Here is a 21,738-nt window from a genome sequence, read left to right as displayed (position 1 = left end):
ATTCAACAAAAAAGCGCTCACGTCGGATGACATGAGCGCTTTCGTCATATCGTCCAAGGTTTCCCTTGCTGGTCGTAGCACCTTGCCTAAGGCAGGTTGCTGTGAAGTCGCGGAGCCAGATCTCTCGTTCACTCTTGATATCGATATGTAGTTGGTGAGAGCATCATACCACCCTCAAAATACATTCGTCAATGATTCGGTTTTCGTTTCAACTGAAAAACCGTCAAGACGATGATGAACCCGATCAACCCGATGGAAATGAGTGGACCATATGGCACATTTTCACCGTATAGCTGTAAGAAAAATAGACCGAATACGGCAAGCAACACAAAGGCATAGGAGCGTGTCATTGGGACCTCCTGTTTTTTCTTAAGTGTAACAAGAACACATCGACTTGGCGATACGAAAAGGAAATCAGGCATAGAGCACGAATAAAGGAGGAGAGATAAAGGAGGAATGCATGATGGAACAAATCCAATTACATGAACTGACGATTGAAGGTGCACATCGTGGGTATAAAGAGGGACAATTCACGGCGAGAGACGTGACCGCCTATTATTTGGGACGGATCGCGACGTATAATGAACGACTTCATGCCGTCATCCAAGTCAATCCGGACGCCCTGTTCGAGGCAGAGGCGGCAGACCGGGCCTACCGAAAAGGGGTACGCAAACCGCTACTCGGCATCCCCGTCTTAATTAAGGACAATATCGAGACTGCCGGTCTGATGCGAACGACAGCGGGTGCTGCCGCGATGCGACATCATTTTACGGGTCGAGATGCCGAACTCGTCAAACGGTTACGGGCTGACGGCGCTATCATCCTTGGGAAGGCGAACCTGTCCGAGTGGGCGAACTTTTTAACAGAAAATATGCCGAACGGTTGGAGTGCTGTCGGGGGACAGACGATGAACCCATATGGCGACGGGTTAGATGTCGGGGGATCAAGTTCAGGTTCGGCTTCAGCGGTCGCGGCAAACCTCACGCTTCTTGCAGTCGGGTCTGAGACGAGTGGTTCCATCGTCCATCCGAGTGTCCATAACAGCATCGTCGGGATTAAGCCGACGGTCGGATTGATTAGCCGCTCCGGAATCATCCCGATCTCACGTTCTCAAGATACGGCGGGACCGATGGCGCGCACGCTTCGTGATGCAGTCATCGCCCTACAATCGATGTGCGGGGAAGATGAATCAGATCCGGCAACTCTCGAGACACCGGTCGGTCCCCCATACGTGACATGTCTCGATGTGAGGCAAGCGGTCGGGATGCGTGTCGGGTTCGTCAAACCGGACATTTCAGAAGAAGAGGTCGGATTGTATGAAGGGGCGCTCCGATTGCTTCGTCAAGCTGAAATCGAACTCGTCGAGGTCACGCTTCCGAAGCATGTGGCACTAGAACAGGCGGATATCCTGTTCGATGAGTTCAAGCTCGGGGTCGAGGCGTATCTCGCCAACACGACCATGCCGTTTCAGACGCTGTCCGACTTGATCGAGTGGAATGCCGAACATCCCGAATCGATTCCGCACGGCCAGACCATCTTTGAAGAAGCGAACACTAAATCTGGAAAACTGACTGAAGCGAGCTATCTCGATCGTCGCATCGAGGACGTCCGTCTCGCAAAAACGGAAGGGATTGACGCATTGCTTGCGTCGCATAAACTAGATGCACTCGTCCTGCCACATGACATGAACTATGACATGGCTGCAAAAGCAGGGCATCCGACGATTACAATACCCTATAAACGAAAAGAGAGCGGTGCCCCATTCGGTCTCTCGTTCACGGGGACGAGCTACGCGGAACGTGATTTGATTCGAGTCGCCTATGCGTTCGAACAATTCATCACACGACCGACGCCTCCTGATTATTCGTAAGTTGCACCCGTCTCTTACGTCCGCTACAATGGTACGTATGCGGATTAGAGAAAGGACAGATTACAATGAAATCATCTATATACGGGTTGACGTTCGATCAACTCACGAACGAGTGTACGGAAGCGGGATACGGTGCCTTCCACGCACGTCAAGTTTGGGACTCGCTCTACATCGACCGGGTCAAATCGATGGACGACCTCAACGTACGTGACGAGGTGCGCGATTACTTAAGAGAAAAATATGTCATCTCGACACAAGAACTGTTCGTCAAACAAGAAGCGGGCGACGGGACGGTCAAATTCTTACTTAAATTACATGACGGGCACTACATCGAGACGGTGCTCATGCGTCACAAATACGGACGTTCGGTCTGTGTGACGACTCAGGTCGGTTGTAACATCGGATGTAGCTTCTGTGCGAGCGGCTTGTTGAAGAAGACGCGTGACTTGACGGCTGGTGAGGTCGTCGAGCAGATCATGACCGTCCAACATTTCCTCGATGAAGAGGGCGAAGGGGACCGCGTCAGCCATATCGTCGTCATGGGAATCGGTGAACCGTTCGATAACTTCGACAACTTGGTCGACTTCTTGCGTGTCGTCAAAGATGAGCGTGGACTTGCGATCGCTCCGCGTAAGATCAACGTGTCGACGAGTGGTCTCGCGGATAAGATCTATAAGTTCGCAGACCTCGACTTACGCATCAACTTGGCGCTCTCTCTACATGCGCCAAACGATGAATTACGTACACGCATCATGAAAATCAACCGGGCGTTCCCGCTTGATAAACTCATGCCATCGATTCGTTACTACGTCGAGAAGACGAACAAACGGATCACGTTCGAGTATATCCTGCTCTCGAAAGTGAACGATTTGCCGGAACATGCGGAAGAACTCGCTGACTTGATCGAAGACATCAAAGACAAGTCGTACGTCAACTTGATCCCATATAATCCAGTCAACGAGCACATCCAATATGAACGAAGCACGCCTGAGGACATTATGGCGTTTTACGACATCTTGAAAAAGCGTGGCGTCAACACAGGCGTCCGTCTCGAGCACGGAACAGACATCGATGCGGCATGTGGACAACTCCGCAGTAAGCATATGAACGTCGAAGGCGCGAAGTAAAAAATGGCCTCTCCGGGAAATTGAACTGAACCCTGAATGATAGACACTTGATAAAAAGTGCTCATTCAGGGTTTTTGACGTTTCCCTTTTTGGTGGAGCACGGTCGTGGCAAGTCGATTCGTTTCGAATAGATCTAACGATAGATGGTGGAGAAGACAATTTGTTCCGGCGACCAGGTCGCTCGCAGCTTCCAGATGATTGCCCGGCGCGTCTTGTCGTCGAGCTTCGTCGTTGTGTCACAATTGGCCTTCGACTTCTCGTAGCGGCCCCGTCTTGAGATGGACCGGATGGACATTCCGAGCTCCAGATAGGTCTCTACTTCCACGTTTTATTGTGGTAAGGTGGTGTGGCTCATGAGATTTCCTACGTCTGAATATTTGTGTGGTAATTTCATTCGACACAAGGAAAGCGTCAAGGTTTTTTGTGTTCACTTTTGAGTGTTGCACTTAATTTTATAATTCATCATAAGTAAAACCTAACCCCACCACATGGCAACGACAAAGAATGACCAACTAACAGCAAACGGTGCCGAAATAAATCCAATCATGATAAATCCCTGATACTGTATATAGTTAGAGTCTTTTATCTTAAAAACTATACGAAACATCAAGAACATGATGAAACTTAACAAATATAATATCCATCCTAAGATGGTCAACCCTGTAAGATAGTAAATCGGATAGGTATCAACAACGTGATCACTTAAAAAGTAGGCGATCCCTTGACCAAAAACACACAATATTGTTGCTGTTAAAAGGCTGATAACCAATAAAAAGTAAGGATTCTTCATTCACTTTCCTCCTTTATTTCTTTTCTTGTTTTTTACCTGATACAGTATAAAATCTAGAGTTAAACCGTAAAACAATCCGATTATCACTCGAAGAAGATAGCCTCCCCACAAAATTTCGTCAGCTGATTCATCAAATATAAAACTTCGAAATGTTTCACTGTAAACCATATGATATAGGATTGGATCTAATCCGAAGAAAAAGAATAATAGGCCTTTATCATCCTGGTCGGTAAAATTCAAATAACAAACAAATATAGAGACTAACACAAACCAAAAACTAAATGTTTTAATAATTTTCAAGGAAATACCCCTTCTCTTTTCAGCTTGTACTATTGATAAGTGTAATTTTACACTACAGTTGTAATTTTACCAATACCAAATATTGTGAAAAGCCTCATGAATATTCACCAACAATTTTCCATAATGATGATCTACTTTATCTCAATGGCATTTTCATTAAACAATCAATAATTTATGAAGAATAAGTGTTTTTCTTTGTTTTGTGTTTAAGAAAGATAGTATTCATTCCTATTAAATTTTTAAAAAGTCGAAAAAAACATTAAAAGTACTAAGTACAAACGAACCAATACATTTATAAAATGAAAAACTCTTGTAACTAGATAATTTTCAAAAGTTATTGTGAACGGATTAGAGCGCCGGATATTCGCCATTGTCGTTTGCCCAAGGTAATAGATCTATATGCGGAAACACTTTACATCTATATGACTGCGAAGGATACGTGATATATGACTAGCCTTCTTTGCTTTGTGACACTCCTATACAGAATTGTTTTCAGCAACGAACACAAACAGCGGAATATAAAAGAGATGACCCCGGAGCAAAATCGGAGCCATCTGATTGCCGTATAGAATTCGAGTTACTCAGTCCATAAAACTGGGCTCGTTTAAACGAAAAGGCCATTCGCTTACCGCTTTTGCCCGACATATTGAATCACAGATGATTCGCCGTGATGAAGTATCCCTTCTTCTCGCCATACGACCGTCTCGTTTAAGACGAGAGGGTCGAAATCGTCATCGAGTTGATGGAACATTTCTTCTGTGTACAGTAAGGAGGCGTCTTTTGGTCCGCCTGTCCCGTAAGCGAGTTGATTTGTAGAGTAGACTTCTGTCAGGAACAAACCACCAGGTCGAAGCGTTTGTTGGATACCCGTGAGCACCTTTTCTCTGACGTGTGGAGGAAAGTGGCCAAAGATACAGATGACCATGTCATACGCCTCGTTTGGCCAATCGGCTTCATTCAAATCGATTTGTTTCGTCTGAATGGACACGTTTCGTGACGTCGCCAAACGCTTCGCTTTTTCTAGCCCTACTTTCGAAGCGTCCCACATCTCGACTTCAAAGCCGAGCGTGGCGAGCCATACCGCGTTTCGACCTTCCCCCTCCGCGATAGCCAGCACTCGCTTTCCTTCAAGTTGATGAGACGTGACCCATTCGCGTAAGAACTCGTTTGGCTCTGTCCCATACACATACTCTTCCGAGCTAAATCGTTCATCCCATTTCGACAAGCCATTCACTCCCTCGCTACGTTTCTTTCACTATAGCAAAATGAACGGACGACGGTGAAAATCCATCACGATTTTCTGGATTCATGCATAGTCCCCATGCGAGAGGGGAATAGATTTCTGAACTAATGGATAGAGTGGAGGCTAAGTGATGGAGAAAGTAGATGCGTCGTTGTGGATTCGTGTACGAAATACGCTTGGTGAAGGTCCGTGTTGGGATGCCGAGCTGAAGCGGTTTTATTGGGTAGATATCGAAGGCCATACATTGTGGTGGTATGACGAACGTGAGGATGAAATCTCGTCGTTTGAAGTCGGGAAACAAGTCGGTTTCGTCATTCCAAAAGTGACGGATGGTGTTGTCCTCGGTTTGAAGGACGGCATTTATGAATGGGATGAGATCAATCGGGACTTGAAGAAGATTGTCGAGTTGGATGATCCGGACGGTCAATTGCGGTTCAATGACGGAAAAGCCGATCCATACGGTCGAATCTTCGCCGGAACGCTTCATCTCGAAGACAAAGAGAATCAAGCGACATTGTATCGTGTCGATCGGGATGGTACGACGACGACACTCATGGATGAGCTCACACTTTCGAACGGGTTGACGTGGTCTCCTGACCATTCCGTTTTTTATCATATCGATACACCGACTGAAACGATTCGCCAATATGATTTCGATTTGAAGGCGGGTACGTTATCGAATGGAAAGGTCGTCATCGATTTCGCGGACGAGGATGGATTCCCAGATGGTATGACATCAGATACGGAAGGATGTTTATGGATTGCGCATTACGCCGGAAGCAAAGTATCTCGCTGGAATCCATCAACCGGTGAAAAGCTGTTAGAAGTTCACGTTCCTGCACCGAATGTCACATCCTGCGCCTTCATCGGGGATGGGCTCAATCGATTGGCCATCACGACGGCTCGTGAGGGGATGGATGAGGAAGCGTTAGCCGAATATCCGGATGCTGGATCGGTATTTATCATCGATACAGAGGTGAAAGGGATGCCGCTTTATCGCTTTGGGCGTTGAGGAGGACATGCAATGGTGAAACGACTGTTAGTTCGAGCGGGTATTGGGTTGGCAGTTGCGGCAGCGGTCAAGATGGGGATTCAAAAGTTGCAAGAAAATCGAGCGCGGGAAGAAGATCATTCTTATCTCGACCCAAAATGGGACGAGGTGCCGAGTGTCGATTCTGACAAGGACGAGGATGAGGTCGGGTTGACGCAACTCGACTCCATCTATCGGGCGGAGTGGCAAGCGAACGCCTATCCCCGCTCGGAAGCAGAACGAAAAGCGTTGGAAGAATAAGAGCATGTTTTTCAAAACACGTCCGTATGGCGTGTTTTTTTGTTGACAAATAGGATCAGTCGTTTCAATATATAAAAAGTAATGATTACGATTTAATGGAGGTTCATCAATATGAAACGAATTCCAATTACAGTACTCTCGGGTTATCTTGGTAGCGGGAAGACGACACTGCTCAACCACATCTTACATAACCGGGAAAATAAAAAATATGCGGTCATCGTAAACGATATGAGTGAGTTGAATATCGATGAAAAATTGATTGAACAGGGCGGTTTTTCCCGTACCGATGAAAAATTAGTCGAACTCTCGAACGGGTGCATCTGTTGTACCCTCCGCGAGGATTTGCTCACGGCCGTCTATGAGTTGACAACGGAACGTGACCTCGATGGCATCATCATCGAGTCTTCGGGGATTTCTGAGCCGATTCCCGTTGCGCAGACGTTCACGTATGCCGACGATGCGCTCGGAATCGATTTGACGAGCCGTGTCTATATCGATGCGATGGTTACCGTCGTCGATGCGTACCGCTTCTTCAAAGATTTCAATTCTGGTGAATCGCTCATGGAACGTCAACAAGCCGTCGACACAGGGGACGTCCGTGAAGTCGTCGACCTACTCGTCGACCAAGTCGAATTTGCAGACATCATCGTGTTGAACAAGGCGGACCGGGTGACTGAAGAGGAACTGCAGGAGATGAGGGGGCTACTTAAGACACTCAACCCGAGCGCACGATTATTGACTTCGACGTACTCGGAAGTAGCGTTAGACGATCTACTCGACGTGCAGTTGTTCGATTTCGATCAAGCGATGCATGCGGCGGGATGGATTCAAGAACTTGAGACAGAAGAACATACGCCGGAAACGGAGGAGTATGGCATCAGTTCCTTTGTCTATCGACGTCGTCGACCGTTCCACCCTGAGCGCTTGATGAATTGGATGGAGCATTATCCTGAAGAAATCGTCCGCGCCAAAGGCTTCTTGTGGATCGCGTCACGGAACGACCTTGCCTGTCTCTTCTCCCAGGCAGGATATGCGTCGACGCTCGAACATGCGGGTCGTTGGTTAGCGACCCTTCCGGAGAGTGAGCGAGAGGCCATGTTCGCAACAGAACCTGAACTGCGTGAAGATTACATCGAGCCGTATGGAGACCGACAGAACGAATTGGTCCTCATCGGACAACGGATGGACCGGGAGACGGTCGAACAATCACTTGACGCCTGCTTGTTGACGGATGAGGAGATGGTAGCGGCATGGGATTCGTTCCATGACCCACTCCCTGGTAATGGCCAACTCGTCACCTATTCAGATTGACCGTTTACAAACTGACGAAACATCGCTATACTGTGACTGCATAAGTAACCGCATATCAATGACTGCACTAGGGGTGCTTCGGCTGAGATGTGAGCATGGCTCCGATCCCTTATAACTCGATCCAGGTAATACTGGCGTGAGGAAGTGCGGCACTTTCTCTATGCAAGTTTGTATAGATTTTGTTGCTGCATTCTCATGGATGCGGCTTTTTTTGTGCAAACACATATAGAGGGGGAAACAAGATGAATGAATCATGTGGCACGAGTCCGATTGTCGGATTACGCTTCACGCTTAGCCCGATGACAGATGACTTTATCGGGACGATCAAAGGGGCATTGAAAGGAACAAATATGACGGGTGTCTGGCGACATACGGACGACGTATCGACCGTGATCCGTGGTCGTGCCGAGCACGTGTTCGACGTAGCACGGACCGTCTTAAGCCTGGCTTCGGAAGAAGGACGCCATGTCTCGATGAGCGGAACCTTCTCCGTCGGATGTCCGGGAGATTCGGCAGGGGATGAAGCACTCGATGCCCCACCACAACCACTGAACGGGCCCTCAAGAGAACAGTATGTCTCTTCACAATTCGCGCTTTATCCGATGGGTGCAGAGAACTACATGGATCTCATCTATGATGAAATCGAACAAGCGAAACAGGCGGGTGTCTATAATGACTCCATGCACTACGCGTCAGGTATTCATGGGAATTTGGATGATGTGTTCTCGTATTATGAGGCGGCGTTCAATCGGACGCGCGAGAAGAATCGACACGTCGTCATGACGGTGACGTTCAGTGTGAACAGTCCGTCACATGGAGGACGACATGCTTAAATCGTGGAAATTGAAAGAGGTCGTTCTCGTCTCCGTATTGTCTGTCGTATTTGCCGTCGTCTACTTACTGTTCGTCCATATCGGGAACTTATGGGCGGGATTGATCGGGCCGATCGCCTATGAATGGATTTTCGGTATCTGGTTCATCGTGTCGATCATCTCGGCGTACATCATCCGGAAGCCGGGTGCTGCCTTCATCTCGGAAGTGATGGCAGCGACGATTGAGATGTTGATTGGAAATGCGATCGGACCACGCATCATCTTGGTCGGCATCGTCCAAGGTCTTGGGGCTGAAGCTGTCTTTGCGATGACAGGCTATCGTCGATATGAGCTATGGGTTCTCATGCTAGCTGGGTTTGGCTCGGCCGTCACGAGTTTCGTGTATACCTACTTCATGAGCGGATTTGCGATGCTTGAACCAGGATATGTGGCGACGATGTTCGGGCTGCGTGCGGTCAGCGGCATGGTCATCGCAGGAATCGGTGGGAAGTTGCTCAGTGATCTGTTGCTCAAGACGGGGTCACTTCGTGGCTATGCGATCGCTCGGAGTGGGAACGTCCATGGTTGAGACAGAATTGCTTTCATTCCGGTTCCCCGAAAGTCAGGACACCATCATAAAAGATGTGTCACTTTCCATACGACCTGGACGCACGATTTTGACAGGAACGAGCGGAAGCGGGAAGTCGACCCTACTCGCGCTGTTCAACCGTCTCTATCCAGAGAATTGTGATGGAGTCCTAGAAGGCAGACTCGAACTGTTCGGACGGATTTACGACGAATACGCACCAGGCGAGATCAATCAGCAGGTCGGGACCGTATTTCAAGACCCGGATACGCAGTTCGTGATGGAACAGGTGGAAGAGGAACTCATCTTCACACTCGAAAATTTGCAGACACCGGTCGAGGTAATCGATCAACGTGTGACGGAGATTCTTGACTCACTCCAACTGACCGATTACCGAAATCGTCTCATCGATTCCTTGTCGGGCGGGGAGAAACAACGGATTGCCGTCGCCTGCGCCATGGTTGGACAACCGGAATGGTTGCTTCTCGATGAGCCGTTGACGCACCTTGACCCAGTGACCGCGAATCGGTTCGTCGACTGGCTCGATCACTTAGACACCGTGAACGTCATCGTTGTCGAACATCGCGCGCACTTGTGGGGAGACTTTTTTGATTGGCACCTCGAACTCGACCAAGGACGGATTGTACGGAACGAACCGTTTCAACCGGTCGATGATTTTTCATTCAAACCGTCGCCTGCGCCACGACAAGCAATCGAGCATTACGTGGTCGACGAGGTGGTGCGTGACTCATTTCGATTAAAAGGGGTGACCCTTCAAGCTCGAATCGGGGAAGTGATTGCCATATTGGGGCCAAATGGAAGTGGAAAGTCGACGTTTTTACGAAGTTTGACGGAGTGTGACCGCCGGGTGGGACTCGTCCCCCAATCTCCGGAACACTTATTTTTCATGAACTCGGTCGAGCAAGAGTTACAGTTTGGTCATGAGGAATCGATTGATATCGTATCGGAGGAGCTATCCCTCGAGGATAAACGAGTCCTCCATCCATTGTCACTCAGTCATGGACAAAAGCGACGACTCGCCGTCGGGATTCAGTTACTCTCAAACAAACAGTTGCTTGCTTTCGATGAACCGACGGCAGGTCAGGATGAGCCGTCACTCCATGCACTAGAGATTTTGATGAAACGACATGCGGCAAAGGGACAGACGATCCTGTTCGTGACCCATGACTTATCGTTCGCCAATATCGCCCATACGTTCTATTTGATGAAGGATGGGGAACTCTCAGGACCATTCGGGGATGAGCTTTGGGAGGACACCGAGAGACTTCGTCATTATCGACTAGCGGGAGGACGACAACGATGTCACTCCATGATATGAATCCGACGATCAAGTTTGGGACGATGACGATCATCATGTTCGGGCTGGCCTTGTTTTATAACCCGTGGACCCCGCTCGTCATCATTGTCGGTACGTTGACGATTCAATTACTGGCGACGGACGTTCCCTGGAAGAAGTGGAGCCTGTTTTTGATTCCTTTTCTCGTCACGGCGCTCGGGACGTTTTGGACGACGCTCGTGTTTGGGAAGGAGCTCGGGGGCGAGACGTGGGTGACGCTTCTCGGTCAAGATATCTCAAAAGAAGAGGCACGCGTCGCTACGTCTCTTAGTCTCCGTGTATTGGCGTTCACCGTGTTATCGCTTCTCTTCATGTTGACGACCGATTCGAAACGTTTCGTCATGAGTTTGATGCAACAGGCAAGGCTTTCTCCGACGATTGCCTATAGTGCGCTCGTCGGATTCCGCTTCCTTCCGTTAATGCAACGGGAGATGCATCAGCTACAATACGCACATCGTCTTCGCGGCGTACCTCTTGATACGAAATGGGAGCGGATTCGGCATGTCCCGAAACTCCTTCTTCCACTGATGGCAGGTTCAATCCGACGTGCTGAACGTGTCGCCTTCTCCATGGAGGCGAGAGGTTTCACAAGTGGAAAACGGACCGTCTATGAGCGGATTGACATCAAACCGTCCGATTACATGTGGTCCGGTATATTCTTCATACTGTTCGGTCTTTCCATTTGGATTGGCATATGAAAAGACGACTCACGGAGAGTCGTCTTTTTTCGTTTCTTTCACGATGCGGAACTTCGGTTTGACCGATTCGTTGTTGAACGCCTCGAGCACGGTATTCTCGTTGGCCATTCGAATCTGTTGTGGCTCGCCTTTAGCTGTCGTACCGATGCAATACATGTTCGCTTCATAATCCGCAAAGAGCGATTTGTAAGATGTCGCATGGTGCATCAATCGACCTGGAGATCCCCAGCCGACGATGATCATCCCGCCGCTTGCTTCTACCTCTTGTAACGTCTCTTCGACGTAATGGTAGTTCGTCTCATCGAGTTGAGACTCCACGTATGGAAGGTTGTCATTGATGGCGAGTGTCGGGACGAGACTGATGACCCGCATTTCTCGAATCGGTTGTGACAAATGATTTTGCATCAACATATAAGCACGCTGTGTCGTCGTGCCAGACAAAAAGGCATCGCTCATCCGCGGCGAGTAAATAATGACGGCGCAGATGACGCCATCCTCCACATCGGTGAACTCATACGTTCGCATATAGCGTTTCGTTTTATCTTCATTGAAGATTGATTTGACGCGGATGGTTACTTCTTCTACATGCGTGTTCATTTCCATTCCTCACTTTTTCATGTAAGCATCAGCCGAGCGATTTAAACCACTCGACATATCGAATCGTGTAATAAGCAACTCGTTGACTAAGCGTATCACGCTCATCAGGCATGAACGTCACGCTTGATTCATAGTTCTCGAAGTACGTCATGACATCATTGACATATTGCTCACTTCGATTGTATTCGAAGATAGCGTTTCGGACGGATGTGACTGAATCTGTCTTTTTTCCACCGTGTTCACTTAAATAATACGCCGCCGTGTGCGCAGAATCAACTAGACTATGTGGGTCAGCTTTTCCATCGCCGTTCCCGTCGCGACCGAGTCCGCCATACTGTTCAATCAAGGCAAGGTCCGTCAAATCCACTTCGTCTTCTGGGACATCGCCTTTTTGGTCATCGGTATCATATTCCCAACCGAGCCAAGTACGGGGCATGAATTGAAAAGGTCCGATCGCGCCGACAGACGAACGCATCGACGAACTGTGTGAGAAGATGGTCTCTACACGATGAACGGCAGCCAGTAGGCGCCAGTCCACGTCATATGTTTCAGCAGCGTCTTGATAGACGGCCAGATGTGTGTTCGGAACACCGTTCTCTCCATAATAGGTTCGATACAATCCATTGTTCACTTTATCATGTTGACCGAGCCAGCCGACTGCCCCGAGCAAAAGCACGAGCACAATAATGAAACCGGTCAGTCGCAGCATCATACGTTTCAAGATACCGCCTCCTAGCTTTTAGACAATACCCGAATAGTGTAGCATATAGCTAAGAGGAAGGACAGGAGTGGATATGGATGCTTGAACGTTTGATTTTTACAGCCATTATCGGCTACATGCTGATCGTTCAAATCTTCAATGCCAAATTGATTCGTCCCTTGATTGAAACGAGAGGACGGGCATGGGTATATGAACAAACCGTGAAATCGGCATGGGGGCTGACCTTGTTGATTGTTGCCCTCATCTTTTTATTTCAAGTACCGCCATCAGAAGTCGGATTGAGGTTCGGACCAGAAGCGGGGAACGAACAGGCATGGCAAGTCTTTTACTTGTCATTCATCCTGGTCACCGTGGCGCTCGTCTTTTATCTGTTGGTAAAAACTTCAGCACGTCTCCGAAATGTGTTACGCCCTTACTATGAGCTCGATTTAGAGAAGCTGCTCCTCCCTCGGACAAAACCTGAGGAACAAGCGTGGGGTGCCGTCTCGGTCACTGCAGGCGTGACCGAGGAATTCATTTTCAGAGGAGTCCTGCTATACACGATCTCCCTCTATATCGAGGTCCCGGATTTGACTCTCGCCTTAATCGGGGGCGCCCTTTTCGGTGTGGCCCATGCCTATCAAGGGATAAAGGGAGTCTTCACGACAGGAATCGTTGGATTCGGACTAGGTATCCTATATTTAGGGATGGGTGTCCTTTGGCCGGTCATGGTGTTACATGTGCTACTTGATTTGATTGCCGGTCCAATCCATGTCGATGCAAAAAGCGAGTGACCGCCTCCTCATACGCAGGAGCGTCCTTGATCATGCAATCGGTATGTTCTGCGCCATCAATCAATACCAAGTCGTTCTTCCGGTTCAATGCATTCATTTCGACCGACATCCACGTCGGGACGAAATCATCTTTTGAACCATGTACGAATAGGATTGGGGTCGTCGTTTCCGTGACGGCCTTTTTCGGTTGGACTTGTCTCATCGTGAACCCGGCACGAGACCAAAGGAAATAGTCGATTCCCGGTAAAATGAGCTCGGCTGGGATATGGTGTAACTCTTTCAATTGATAACGCATCAATTGTTTCATATCGTCAAACGGACATTCTGCGATGACGAAGTCGACGTTCGTGAGCGGAGTCGTCTGCAAGACGGTGGCCGCTCCCATCGAGACGCCGTGAAGCCCGACTTGATCGACTGTTTCCTCTGTCTTCAACCAGTCCACCCAGTCGATCATATCGACTTTTTCATGGAAACCATATGAGGCATAAATTCCTTCGGACTCCCCGTGTGAACGTAAATCGACGGCAAGCAGGTTAAAGCCGAGACGGTGGAACATGGCGAGGTGAGGGGCCATGAAACTATGTGATGCGGTATATCCATGTACGAACACAATCCATTTTGTTGACCCCTCATTCCGATAGATACGCCCGTAGAGGCGGTACTCATCACGAGATTGAATCGAGACATGCTCGAACGGTACGTCATGATAAAAGTTACGATCTTCGTCCGTATATGGAGCGAGTAACATCTCCGGAGTCTTTCGTTTGCCCCGCGTCATTCGTTTGAAGGCATAGTAGCTGACCGCGTAGTAGCCTGTGAAAAGTGATGCCAATCCAATTTTCCATTTTCGTTGCATTAATACCGACTCCTTTCAACGTTATTGTACCCGAAACGAATCGATACGGTCCTGTTTTCTTACATAAGGAGAGGGCATACAGAACATAATCGTGTGAATATCAGGAATCAAGGCACATGGAAAGACATGATTTTGAACGATATGATGGAGTGACAACAGCAGGAGGGTGGGGATAGCTATATGGAGAGGTCAGAGATCTATCGAATGATACAAATGGTGTTGAGCGACAGAAAGGGGATGCTTGAACGGGGAGTAACGTTCTCGTGGACGATTGAAGGAGATGAACGAATCATCGGACTCGTATTTGATGTTATTCTCGACCGTTATTTTCTATATAATCAAACAAGCCTCCTCACCGAGGTACAAGAGATTGCGCGTCTAGTCGAATGTCGACCAGAGGAAATCGTTCGCGCACTCTCCTGTCTTTCGGGGATTCGACTCGAATCGAATCATATCATCGAACGATTGATGAGTATCGAAGAGGCGACCATTTCAGAGAACGGATCAATCCTTGTTGCCATTCGCCTTGGAGGATGGCTCACTCATCAATTGCATCAAATTGGTCGTGATGCCCTTCTTCCTTGTTGAGCTCGGTCAAGGTACCGTCAATCACACGAAGGACGCGATCACACACATCGAGCATGCGTTCATCATGTGTGATGACGACGACACGTCTCCCTTCTTCATGCGCTTGTTTGGCCAATAACTCCATCACACGTCGTCCATTCTCATAATCAAGACTCGCCGTCGGTTCATCTGCCAAAATGAGTTGCGGGGAGTTGATCAAGGCACGTGCGACGGCGACACGTTGCTTTTCGCCTCCCGACAATGTCGACGGGAGATGATGCAGGCGGTGTCCTAAGCCGAGGTCGGACAATAGTTGTTTCGCATCCATCTGTCTCTTCTCCTGAATCAGCTCAAGTTGCTCGAGCACCGTCAAGTAGGGAATCAGGTGGGCCTGCTGAAACACGAACCCGACTTCATGCAGACGTAACAGACGACGTTGTTCCTCATCTAATTCGAATACGTCCAGTTCGTTCATCAAAAATGCTCCTTGATCTGGTTTTCGCAATAGACCGAGGATGTATAACAATGTACTCTTCCCGCTACCACTCGGACCGACGATGGCAACGCATTCCCCTGGCGATACATGTAACTCGATGTCATTCAATACGAGCTGACCGTCAAACTGATGTGATACATGGCTTAACCTCATGATGCTTTTCCTCCTATGATTTCAATTGCGTCGACTTGACGTAGTTTCCATAACGGTAACAACGCGCCAAGAACAGATAAGAAAATGAACATGGACCCGAATAGCGCGATATGACCGAAGTCGACGAGAAACGGTAACGATGATGGAATCAACGCATCGACGACGTACATGAACCCGATCGATGTGGCGACTGCGGCAGATACGATGACGATGACCTGAAAGAGCAGTGCCCGTCCGATGATTCGAGGAGAGAGACCGATTGCCTTCAGAATTCCGAGTTCAGGTAACTTTTGAAGCGTGAACAAATAAAAGAATGCGGTCAAAATAAACGTTCCGATCACGAGTAGAAAAGCACGCATCATCGTGAATGTGCTTTGCTCGGCACTATATCCAGGAACCGACTCAATCAAATCTTGTTGACTCATGACGAGCGGATTGGACATCGTGGATTCCGTTCCAATCTCAGCAGATACATATGGACGTTGTTCGGAGTAATCCAAATAATCGAACCACGTCTCGTTCGTCGTGTAAATCACCGGTCCATGACTGTAGCGTCCAGGCGCCTTACCGGCGATCGTAAAACGATATTCGGACGCAAAGTCGGTCAACGTGTCACCTGTTCCAAGTTGTTCTGAAAGACTTGGGTCAAACAAGACTTCACCTGTTTCTAGATAAGTACCTGGGCCAATATTACTTCCACTTGGAAGGGCGAATAGCGTGACCTCTTCTTTTTTTCCATCAATCGTGACCGTGAGCTGTCGGACGCTCATCGTTTCGTTTGAAGTATCCGCTGTGACGTCTATAAACGATCGTGTCAATTGACCTTCTGAGTCCGGATCAAGTTGATACGTCGTAGCATTCAATTCGTGCAAGGCAGAACCGTTATCATATGCGAGACCGTCTGCTAGCCCTGTGATGAGTGTCGTCAACATGACAATCAATAATGTGATCACGAACAACATGGAAAACTTTCTTTTCTGTCTCCACATCTCTTTCCAACCTAACTGCATAAAAAAACCTCCTTCAAGTGCTGATGAAGGAAGTGTACGTAATCAATATGAACAGAATATGAACGACATCAAAAATGTAAATGAACCGTGGTGCCGGTTCCGAGGTTTGACTCGACTGTGATGTTTCCGCCATGTAGGTCGATGATATCTGAGGTGATGGCAAGACCGAGACCTGTCCCTTGAGTCGTTCGAGCCGTGTCCCCGCGATAGAAGCGGTCGAACAGGTGCTCTTTTGTCTCGTCGTCCATCCCAACCCCTTCATCCGTAACCGAGATGACGATACCTGGGTCGACGGTACAGGTGATGTGGATTGTGCCTCCATCATGTGAAGCATGAACGGCGTTCATCAATACATTGTTCCAAACTTGTGCGAGTAGAACCGGGTCACTCTTCAAGACTACGTCTTGTGGGATGTCGGTAACGACGGCGATCCCTTTTTGATCAAGAATGAAAGCGTTCGTTTGAATGACTTCGGATACCGATTGAAGCACATTCACGTTCGTCTCGAGAATCGGGGGATTTTCATCCAATCGTGATAAAAGCAGGAGTTGCTTCGTTAATTGAGACAGTCGTTTCGTCTCCTGTTCGATGACACGCGCATATTCTCTTGATTCACCTTCCGTACCGTCAGCTAATTTTTCTGCATAGCCACCTAGGGAGGTCAAAGGAGATTGAAATTCATGGGAGACATTCGAAACGAATCGTCGCTGTCTCGCTTCGGTTCGATCGATCTCATTTGACATGTTTTGAAATTGTCGTGCCAACGTTCCGATTTCATCTTGACGCTCGACGGGGAGATGTTCCGGAGCTTTACGCATGGCGACGGATGTGGTCGCATTCGTGAGCGTCTGTAACGGGCGGACCAGGGACCTTGTCGAGATGGCAATCAAGCCAAATGCCAAGAGGGTGACGAGTGCGAAAAATAGACCGACGAACAGATGTAACTCGCGGATTTGGGCACTCAAATCCGGACGAATAAAGATGACGTCCCCGTTTTCAAGTGTGAATCCATATGTGTTCGTCAGTTCGTTATCGAACAATCCGAGCAAGAAGAGATGAAACGGAAAGTCACGCATTCCCTGATATGGAGACCCGTTCCGTACGGATTGGATCACCTTGTCAGAGATAGTCTCATCCCGAAAGGCACCGCCAAAACGTCGACGTTCGTCAATCGCATCCACGACGACCAGTTGATATCCGGTCGCAGCTAAGAAAGTATAGAAGGCATCATAGTCTAAATCGGTATGGTTCTCGACATACGACTCCGCCATTTTGGCGACCCGTTCCGTCTTCTCGCTATAGGAAGGTTGCCACCACTTGTAATAAGCCACATTGCTGATCAACAGGGAGATGGCTCCGGATAGAAGTAAAATCAAGAACATCGTGACGATGATTCGCGTGTAGAGTGTCTTCATCCGTTCACCTCGAGCGAGTATCCGACACCTCGTACGGTTCGAATCGACAAAGCAGGGTGATCGAACCGATTACGAAGTCGCTTGATATGAACATCAACTGTTCGCTCATCCCCCTCGAAATCAAATCCCCATACCAAATCAATTAACTCCTCACGACGATACACTCTTCCCGGAAAAGAGGCGAGTTGAAATAATAGTTCAAACTCTTTTTTAGGGAGATAGAACAGCTGACCCTCAAGCGTCACCTCGTATTCTCTTAAATCGAGTCGAAGAGGACCAGCTTGAATTTGTGAAGCGGCCGAACGTTGATAACGTCGCGAGACGGCTTGCAATCGAAAGAGTAACTCCTCAGGGATGAAGGGTTTGGTCACATAGTCGTCTGCCCCATGAACGAATCCTTGACGCTTATCCTCCCATTCATCGAGAGCGGTTAGTAAAATGACGGGAATATCGAGAGTCGCCTTGAGTCGTCGACACAATTCACGACCGTCAAGCCCTGGGAGCATGATGTCGACAATCGCGGCATCGATTGGTTGCATCGTAAAACGTTCTTCGCCTGTGTTCCCGTCGGTCGCTGTCAACACCTCATGACCCGCATCCTCGAACGTTTCTTTCACAAGGCGTAAAATGGATGGGTCGTCTTCTACAATGAGTATACGCATAGCGGTCGTTCCTTTCCTAAATAGGTTCGACACGAAACGAGGTGACCCATGCGGAGTCACCTCGTTTCGTATCAGCTTTATTGCTTCGTCATCTCTTGATGAAGGGCACGGAGAGCGCGGATGAACGCGTCCTTAAAGTATTTGTCTTCTTGAGTCTCTAATGTTTGGATGGCCTTTTGGTCACCGTTACTCGCCTTGACGAGGAGATTCACGACTGTTCCCCAGCGTTTCACATGTTCTGGGCGAGGGTGGTTCAACGCGGTCGTCAGCGTGAACCAATACGGTTGATCGCGGCGCTGCAACGTGGCAATCATCCGTTTGGCAAGGAGCGCTTCTTCTTCAGAAGGGATTGTTGCCGTGGCGAACCAACCGAGCATCGAAGCGCTCATCGATTCAAGTTCTTGTTTCATCGCAGGTTCGATTGGCATCCGTCCGAAGTCTGTCACGTTGACAAATACCAATCGGTCTTTCGGGTCAATATGTGTGATCCATCCTGATACTGACTTCAGCTTTTCACGTTCTTTTGACTGGGCTTTACACGTATACCCTTGAAGTTTTCCGATGTAGATGCGGAATTGTCCACGGTCGACATGTTTGTCCACCTTGAACTCGATTTCTTGTCCTGCTTGAAACGGTTGATTCCGTTTATTCAACGTCTGCCCCTTTTTCAATTCAGGTCGTTTGGAAATATGACGCAATGCTTCTTGTTCAGTCCGATCATCCAATGTCCAAAGGTTGTGAGGGGTCACGTTTTTAAAACGATGACGCCGGACGTAGATGTATTGGTCGAGTGCGTCTATCGCGTCTGCGGAAGTGGCAGTTCCATTCAAATAGTCATCAGCGATATCACGTAAGGTGAGGGATTCGAGACGATCGATATGTCCTGAATAGGGAACGCTTCCGACAACAAATAACGCGGTCGCAATCAACTCACTTTCTCGAGGGGTCAGCGGTCGTTTGGCCATGATGCACTTCCTCTCTTAATTCATATGATTAGTATAACAAAAACAGTTAGAATGTTGTGAACTCAACTGCGATTTGGAAAAAAATGAGGAATGGACAGGATTCCCACCATTTATCTCGAATAATGAGCTTGTAGAGAATCGGATGTAGGAATGAAAAAGTGAGGTGAGGCAATGAAGCTCTCCATCGAATCTGGGGATTATGTCGTATTGATTGAAATCAATAAAGAAGTACTCAAATGTGCATCCCTTGAGGAAGCCGATCAGGCAGATCGTCTGCGATATGAACTCGTTGGTCGGATGAGTGAACGCTTGCCAGCAGAAGTCATCGTTCCGTCGATCATCGATTACATTCGCTTCGGAAGCGGATATATCGGAGATCGCATCGTCTGGGACGCTGAAACGGAGTCTTTTTTTTGCCAGCAGTTTGAGACCATTGACGGGTCTCCACTTGGAGAGGACCTCGAGGGATTCCGTCCCGACCCAAGCCGGGTGGAACTGGCGCGCTACTATACGTACTTGACGATTGGACGGATTGTCGAGTTTGATATGCTGCACCCAGATGAGCCGAGCTATTGGTAAACTTAGCGACAACTTTTTATTCAAAAAAAGGGAAATCTAATCCAAAGTTTGAGATAATGGAATCACTTTATCAGTTTGGAATGGAGCGGAAGGAATGAAAAAGATTGCCCTTTTGACAGCGATTGCCCTTTTACTGCCGGTCGGAGTAGATGCAGCACAGCCGGTCATCCTTAAGAAACATGGTTACGTCGTCTCAGAACCACAAGTCACGAGCCAATATTATGTGAAGCAAATCGGTATGGATTTGGCCTGGAATAAGACGAGAGGCGCAACTGATATCGTTGTGGCGCTGATTGACTCGTCAGCTGACCGTAACCATACGGATTTGAAGAACGTTCCTCGTGTCGTCAATTCCATGAAAGGTCCATACACTGCGGATATTCATGGCACACATACCGCTGGGATCATGGCCGGGAAACATAACCGTTTTGGGATCGCCGGACTCGCGCCGAACGTCCGCTATCACTTTTATAATGTGTTCTACGGGGTGAATTCAGATAAAACAGACTCTTGGACGGTCGCCAATGCAGTGGATACGGCTGTAGCGAAAGGGGCGAACATCATCAACCTCTCGCTTGGAGGGGATGATTATGATAGTCGTTTGGCCACATCGATTAAACGGGCAAGGGCGAAAGGGGTCATTATCGTCGCATCATCTGGAAATGATCGAAAACAGACGATCAATTTTCCTGCAAACATGAAAGAGGTAATCGCGGTCGGTGCAATCGATTCTAGACATCGTCTCGCGAGCTTTAGCAATATGGACGATCGCGTAAAAATCGTGGCGCCAGGTGTGAACATCCTCTCTCTAGGAATCAACAACCGCTTTATCTTTATGGACGGGACGTCGATGGCGGCACCGATGGTCACGGCGAGCCTCGCGCTCGTCAAATCGATCAATCCTTATTTGACACCTGGTGAGATCGACCAGTTGATTGCGAAGATGCCAAAAGCCTCCGGAAAGTCTTATACGGAATTGAATGCGATGAAACTGCTAGAGGCAACGGCTCGCCCTATTCACATCTCTGCCCCTTCGGTGTGGAAGAGTCGATACGTGAATGATGTCAAGTTGAGTGTCATGAACCATTCGAACTTAAAGTCCTCGTTCACACTGTATCAAGGGAACAAGAAAGTCAAGACGCTCACACCAAATCGGTCGTTCACGATGTATTCGAGCGGGGATTGGTTACCGAGCGGACAATATCGCATCGTCGGTCAAGTCACGGATGGAAAACATAAGCGATACACGAGCCGAACGATTGATTATGTCAACACGTTGAAGACGGCAGTGTCTGTAAAGGTATCGGAAGAAGGGACGTTCTCGATTCATACGACGCGAAAAGGCACGGTCACGGTACTTGATTCAAATGGGAAGGCCTTGTACGAAGCCCTCCACATCGCCGGCACATTTCCGGTAAGAGGGAATACGACACAGAAGCTGACGGTCATCCTTAAACCGACGGACCTTCGCGAAAAAGTGGTGACGACATCTTATGAACCACCAATCATCGAAGACGAGCCTCCGGTCACAGAGACCTTGTAAGATAAAAAGCCGCCTG

General features: G+C 48.4%; 24 protein-coding genes and 2 riboswitches. Of the genes, 13 read left to right on the top strand and 11 right to left on the bottom strand.

Features of this window, described 5'->3' with window-relative positions; genetic code table 11:
• Nucleotides 1-44: 44 nt before the first annotated feature.
• Nucleotides 45-144, bottom strand: a riboswitch (SAM riboswitch).
• A gap of 44 nt (nucleotides 145-188) precedes the next feature.
• Nucleotides 189-350: a hypothetical protein gene (locus tag F3H97_RS05165; protein WP_196430778.1), complete on the bottom strand. Its 162-nt coding sequence runs from the start codon at nucleotides 348-350 to the stop codon at nucleotides 189-191.
• Nucleotides 351-463: 113 nt separating this feature from the next.
• Here F3H97_RS05165 and F3H97_RS05160 point away from each other — a divergent pair, with 113 nt between their 5' ends.
• The gene (locus tag F3H97_RS05160) at nucleotides 464-1,870 is read left to right on the top strand and encodes an amidase family protein (protein WP_230872814.1); all 1,407 of its coding nucleotides are present in this window, start codon (nucleotides 464-466) and stop codon (nucleotides 1,868-1,870) included.
• 65 nt (nucleotides 1,871-1,935) lie between these two features.
• Entirely contained in the window at nucleotides 1,936-2,997 is a 1,062-nt protein-coding gene (rlmN, locus tag F3H97_RS05155; protein WP_196430776.1) for a dual-specificity RNA methyltransferase RlmN, read from the top strand.
• A gap of 475 nt (nucleotides 2,998-3,472) precedes the next feature.
• Here the strand turns inward: rlmN and F3H97_RS05150 are convergent, their stop codons facing one another.
• A complete protein-coding gene (locus F3H97_RS05150) occupies nucleotides 3,473-3,787 on the bottom strand; it encodes a hypothetical protein (protein WP_159562366.1) in 315 nt (104 codons plus the stop codon).
• A gap of 925 nt (nucleotides 3,788-4,712) precedes the next feature.
• Complete coding sequence (locus tag F3H97_RS05145) at nucleotides 4,713-5,321, bottom strand: class I SAM-dependent methyltransferase (protein WP_370568525.1); 609 nt, start codon at nucleotides 5,319-5,321, stop codon at nucleotides 4,713-4,715.
• 139 nt (nucleotides 5,322-5,460) lie between these two features.
• On the opposite strand from F3H97_RS05145, the gene F3H97_RS05140 reads away from it, so the two are divergent.
• From F3H97_RS05140 to F3H97_RS05110, 7 genes are all read left to right on the top strand, one after another.
• The gene (locus F3H97_RS05140; protein ID WP_012726391.1) at nucleotides 5,461-6,342 is read left to right on the top strand and encodes an SMP-30/gluconolactonase/LRE family protein; all 882 of its coding nucleotides are present in this window, start codon (nucleotides 5,461-5,463) and stop codon (nucleotides 6,340-6,342) included.
• Between the two features lie 12 nt (nucleotides 6,343-6,354).
• Nucleotides 6,355-6,621, top strand: a complete 267-nt coding sequence (locus F3H97_RS05135) for a hypothetical protein (protein WP_012726390.1) — start codon at nucleotides 6,355-6,357, stop codon at nucleotides 6,619-6,621.
• Nucleotides 6,622-6,732: 111 nt separating this feature from the next.
• Nucleotides 6,733-7,932 (top strand): GTP-binding protein, encoded by a 1,200-nt coding sequence (locus tag F3H97_RS05130; protein WP_196430774.1) that lies wholly within the window; start codon nucleotides 6,733-6,735, stop codon nucleotides 7,930-7,932.
• A gap of 59 nt (nucleotides 7,933-7,991) precedes the next feature.
• Nucleotides 7,992-8,092, top strand: a riboswitch (TPP riboswitch).
• An 82-nt stretch (nucleotides 8,093-8,174) separates the two neighbouring features.
• Nucleotides 8,175-8,765: a YkoF family thiamine/hydroxymethylpyrimidine-binding protein gene (locus tag F3H97_RS05125; protein ID WP_196430773.1), complete on the top strand. Its 591-nt coding sequence runs from the start codon at nucleotides 8,175-8,177 to the stop codon at nucleotides 8,763-8,765.
• On the top strand, nucleotides 8,758-9,333 hold the full coding sequence (locus tag F3H97_RS05120) for an ECF transporter S component (protein WP_012726387.1): 576 nt from the start codon (nucleotides 8,758-8,760) through the stop codon (nucleotides 9,331-9,333). The genes F3H97_RS05125 and F3H97_RS05120 overlap by 8 nt, the downstream gene beginning before the upstream one ends.
• Entirely contained in the window at nucleotides 9,326-10,669 is a 1,344-nt protein-coding gene (locus F3H97_RS15125) for an ABC transporter ATP-binding protein (RefSeq protein WP_196430772.1), read from the top strand. Before F3H97_RS05120 ends, F3H97_RS15125 begins: the two co-directional genes overlap by 8 nt.
• Nucleotides 10,651-11,385: an energy-coupling factor transporter transmembrane component T family protein gene (locus F3H97_RS05110; protein WP_196430771.1), complete on the top strand. Its 735-nt coding sequence runs from the start codon at nucleotides 10,651-10,653 to the stop codon at nucleotides 11,383-11,385. Before F3H97_RS15125 ends, F3H97_RS05110 begins: the two co-directional genes overlap by 19 nt.
• Before the next feature lie 9 nt (nucleotides 11,386-11,394).
• Here the strand turns inward: F3H97_RS05110 and F3H97_RS05105 are convergent, their stop codons facing one another.
• Complete coding sequence (locus F3H97_RS05105; RefSeq protein ID WP_012726384.1) at nucleotides 11,395-11,982, bottom strand: DUF1643 domain-containing protein; 588 nt, start codon at nucleotides 11,980-11,982, stop codon at nucleotides 11,395-11,397.
• Between the two features lie 28 nt (nucleotides 11,983-12,010).
• Nucleotides 12,011-12,694, bottom strand: coding sequence for a lytic transglycosylase domain-containing protein (locus F3H97_RS05100; RefSeq protein ID WP_230872907.1), 684 nt, complete (start codon nucleotides 12,692-12,694; stop codon nucleotides 12,011-12,013).
• Between the two features lie 86 nt (nucleotides 12,695-12,780).
• On the opposite strand from F3H97_RS05100, the gene F3H97_RS05095 reads away from it, so the two are divergent.
• Entirely contained in the window at nucleotides 12,781-13,476 is a 696-nt protein-coding gene (locus F3H97_RS05095) for a CPBP family intramembrane glutamic endopeptidase (RefSeq protein ID WP_196430770.1), read from the top strand.
• On the opposite strand, the gene F3H97_RS05090 is transcribed toward F3H97_RS05095, so the two are convergent.
• The gene (locus F3H97_RS05090) at nucleotides 13,409-14,332 is read right to left on the bottom strand and encodes an alpha/beta hydrolase (protein WP_159562356.1); all 924 of its coding nucleotides are present in this window, start codon (nucleotides 14,330-14,332) and stop codon (nucleotides 13,409-13,411) included. The genes F3H97_RS05095 and F3H97_RS05090 overlap by 68 nt on opposite strands.
• A 237-nt stretch (nucleotides 14,333-14,569) precedes the next feature.
• Here F3H97_RS05090 and F3H97_RS05085 point away from each other — a divergent pair, with 237 nt between their 5' ends.
• On the top strand, nucleotides 14,570-14,920 hold the full coding sequence (locus tag F3H97_RS05085; protein WP_196430769.1) for a hypothetical protein: 351 nt from the start codon (nucleotides 14,570-14,572) through the stop codon (nucleotides 14,918-14,920).
• Here the strand turns inward: F3H97_RS05085 and F3H97_RS05080 are convergent.
• The 5 genes from F3H97_RS05080 to F3H97_RS05060 form a co-directional block, all read right to left on the bottom strand.
• Nucleotides 14,871-15,548: an ABC transporter ATP-binding protein gene (locus F3H97_RS05080; RefSeq protein WP_196430768.1), complete on the bottom strand. Its 678-nt coding sequence runs from the start codon at nucleotides 15,546-15,548 to the stop codon at nucleotides 14,871-14,873. The genes F3H97_RS05085 and F3H97_RS05080 overlap by 50 nt on opposite strands.
• Entirely contained in the window at nucleotides 15,545-16,558 is a 1,014-nt protein-coding gene (locus tag F3H97_RS05075; protein WP_196430767.1) for an ABC transporter permease, read from the bottom strand. Before F3H97_RS05075 ends, F3H97_RS05080 begins: the two co-directional genes overlap by 4 nt.
• A 68-nt stretch (nucleotides 16,559-16,626) precedes the next feature.
• Nucleotides 16,627-17,973, bottom strand: a complete 1,347-nt coding sequence (locus F3H97_RS05070) for a sensor histidine kinase (protein ID WP_196430766.1) — start codon at nucleotides 17,971-17,973, stop codon at nucleotides 16,627-16,629.
• Complete coding sequence (locus F3H97_RS05065) at nucleotides 17,970-18,635, bottom strand: response regulator transcription factor (protein WP_159562351.1); 666 nt, start codon at nucleotides 18,633-18,635, stop codon at nucleotides 17,970-17,972. Before F3H97_RS05065 ends, F3H97_RS05070 begins: the two co-directional genes overlap by 4 nt.
• A 77-nt stretch (nucleotides 18,636-18,712) precedes the next feature.
• Nucleotides 18,713-19,600, bottom strand: a complete 888-nt coding sequence (locus F3H97_RS05060) for a hypothetical protein (protein ID WP_196430765.1) — start codon at nucleotides 19,598-19,600, stop codon at nucleotides 18,713-18,715.
• 171 nt (nucleotides 19,601-19,771) lie between these two features.
• Here F3H97_RS05060 and F3H97_RS05055 point away from each other — a divergent pair, with 171 nt between their 5' ends.
• Together F3H97_RS05055 and F3H97_RS05050 are read left to right on the top strand one after the other, a co-directional pair.
• Entirely contained in the window at nucleotides 19,772-20,179 is a 408-nt protein-coding gene (locus tag F3H97_RS05055) for a hypothetical protein (protein WP_074036967.1), read from the top strand.
• A 94-nt stretch (nucleotides 20,180-20,273) separates the two neighbouring features.
• Nucleotides 20,274-21,722, top strand: coding sequence for a S8 family peptidase (locus F3H97_RS05050; RefSeq protein WP_196430764.1), 1,449 nt, complete (start codon nucleotides 20,274-20,276; stop codon nucleotides 21,720-21,722).
• Nucleotides 21,723-21,738 lie beyond the last annotated feature (16 nt).

Origin of the sequence: Exiguobacterium sp. SRB7LM (assembly GCF_015712685.1) — a bacterium.
In the GTDB taxonomy this organism is placed as follows: Bacteria; Bacillota; Bacilli; order Exiguobacteriales; family Exiguobacteriaceae; genus Exiguobacterium; species Exiguobacterium profundum.
The sequence above is the reverse complement of the archived record's forward strand: the minus strand, read 5'-3'. Positions and strand labels throughout refer to the sequence as shown.

What these genes read in the sequence shown, in the direction of transcription:
- F3H97_RS05165 (WP_196430778.1), bottom strand. Translation starts at nt 350, where the DNA reads ATGACACGCTCCTATGCCTTTGTGTTGCTTGCCGTATTCGGTCTATTT.
- F3H97_RS05110 (WP_196430771.1), top strand. Translation starts at nt 10,651, where the DNA reads ATGTCACTCCATGATATGAATCCGACGATCAAGTTTGGGACGATGACG.
- rlmN (WP_196430776.1), top strand. Translation starts at nt 1,936, where the DNA reads ATGAAATCATCTATATACGGGTTGACGTTCGATCAACTCACGAACGAG.
- F3H97_RS05120 (WP_012726387.1), top strand. Translation starts at nt 8,758, where the DNA reads ATGCTTAAATCGTGGAAATTGAAAGAGGTCGTTCTCGTCTCCGTATTG.
- F3H97_RS15125 (WP_196430772.1), top strand. Translation starts at nt 9,326, where the DNA reads ATGGTTGAGACAGAATTGCTTTCATTCCGGTTCCCCGAAAGTCAGGAC.
- F3H97_RS05150 (WP_159562366.1), bottom strand. Translation starts at nt 3,787, where the DNA reads ATGAAGAATCCTTACTTTTTATTGGTTATCAGCCTTTTAACAGCAACA.
- F3H97_RS05135 (WP_012726390.1), top strand. Translation starts at nt 6,355, where the DNA reads ATGGTGAAACGACTGTTAGTTCGAGCGGGTATTGGGTTGGCAGTTGCG.
- F3H97_RS05085 (WP_196430769.1), top strand. Translation starts at nt 14,570, where the DNA reads ATGCTTGAACGGGGAGTAACGTTCTCGTGGACGATTGAAGGAGATGAA.
- F3H97_RS05055 (WP_074036967.1), top strand. Translation starts at nt 19,772, where the DNA reads ATGAAGCTCTCCATCGAATCTGGGGATTATGTCGTATTGATTGAAATC.
- F3H97_RS05090 (WP_159562356.1), bottom strand. Translation starts at nt 14,332, where the DNA reads ATGCAACGAAAATGGAAAATTGGATTGGCATCACTTTTCACAGGCTAC.
- F3H97_RS05060 (WP_196430765.1), bottom strand. Translation starts at nt 19,600, where the DNA reads ATGGCCAAACGACCGCTGACCCCTCGAGAAAGTGAGTTGATTGCGACC.
- F3H97_RS05050 (WP_196430764.1), top strand. Translation starts at nt 20,274, where the DNA reads ATGAAAAAGATTGCCCTTTTGACAGCGATTGCCCTTTTACTGCCGGTC.
- F3H97_RS05095 (WP_196430770.1), top strand. Translation starts at nt 12,781, where the DNA reads ATGCTTGAACGTTTGATTTTTACAGCCATTATCGGCTACATGCTGATC.
- F3H97_RS05070 (WP_196430766.1), bottom strand. Translation starts at nt 17,973, where the DNA reads ATGAAGACACTCTACACGCGAATCATCGTCACGATGTTCTTGATTTTA.
- F3H97_RS05100 (WP_230872907.1), bottom strand. Translation starts at nt 12,694, where the DNA reads ATGATGCTGCGACTGACCGGTTTCATTATTGTGCTCGTGCTTTTGCTC.
- F3H97_RS05080 (WP_196430768.1), bottom strand. Translation starts at nt 15,548, where the DNA reads ATGAGGTTAAGCCATGTATCACATCAGTTTGACGGTCAGCTCGTATTG.
- F3H97_RS05125 (WP_196430773.1), top strand. Translation starts at nt 8,175, where the DNA reads ATGAATGAATCATGTGGCACGAGTCCGATTGTCGGATTACGCTTCACG.
- F3H97_RS05140 (WP_012726391.1), top strand. Translation starts at nt 5,461, where the DNA reads ATGGAGAAAGTAGATGCGTCGTTGTGGATTCGTGTACGAAATACGCTT.
- F3H97_RS05130 (WP_196430774.1), top strand. Translation starts at nt 6,733, where the DNA reads ATGAAACGAATTCCAATTACAGTACTCTCGGGTTATCTTGGTAGCGGG.
- F3H97_RS05160 (WP_230872814.1), top strand. Translation starts at nt 464, where the DNA reads ATGGAACAAATCCAATTACATGAACTGACGATTGAAGGTGCACATCGT.
- F3H97_RS05075 (WP_196430767.1), bottom strand. Translation starts at nt 16,558, where the DNA reads ATGCAGTTAGGTTGGAAAGAGATGTGGAGACAGAAAAGAAAGTTTTCC.
- F3H97_RS05065 (WP_159562351.1), bottom strand. Translation starts at nt 18,635, where the DNA reads ATGCGTATACTCATTGTAGAAGACGACCCATCCATTTTACGCCTTGTG.
- F3H97_RS05105 (WP_012726384.1), bottom strand. Translation starts at nt 11,982, where the DNA reads ATGAACACGCATGTAGAAGAAGTAACCATCCGCGTCAAATCAATCTTC.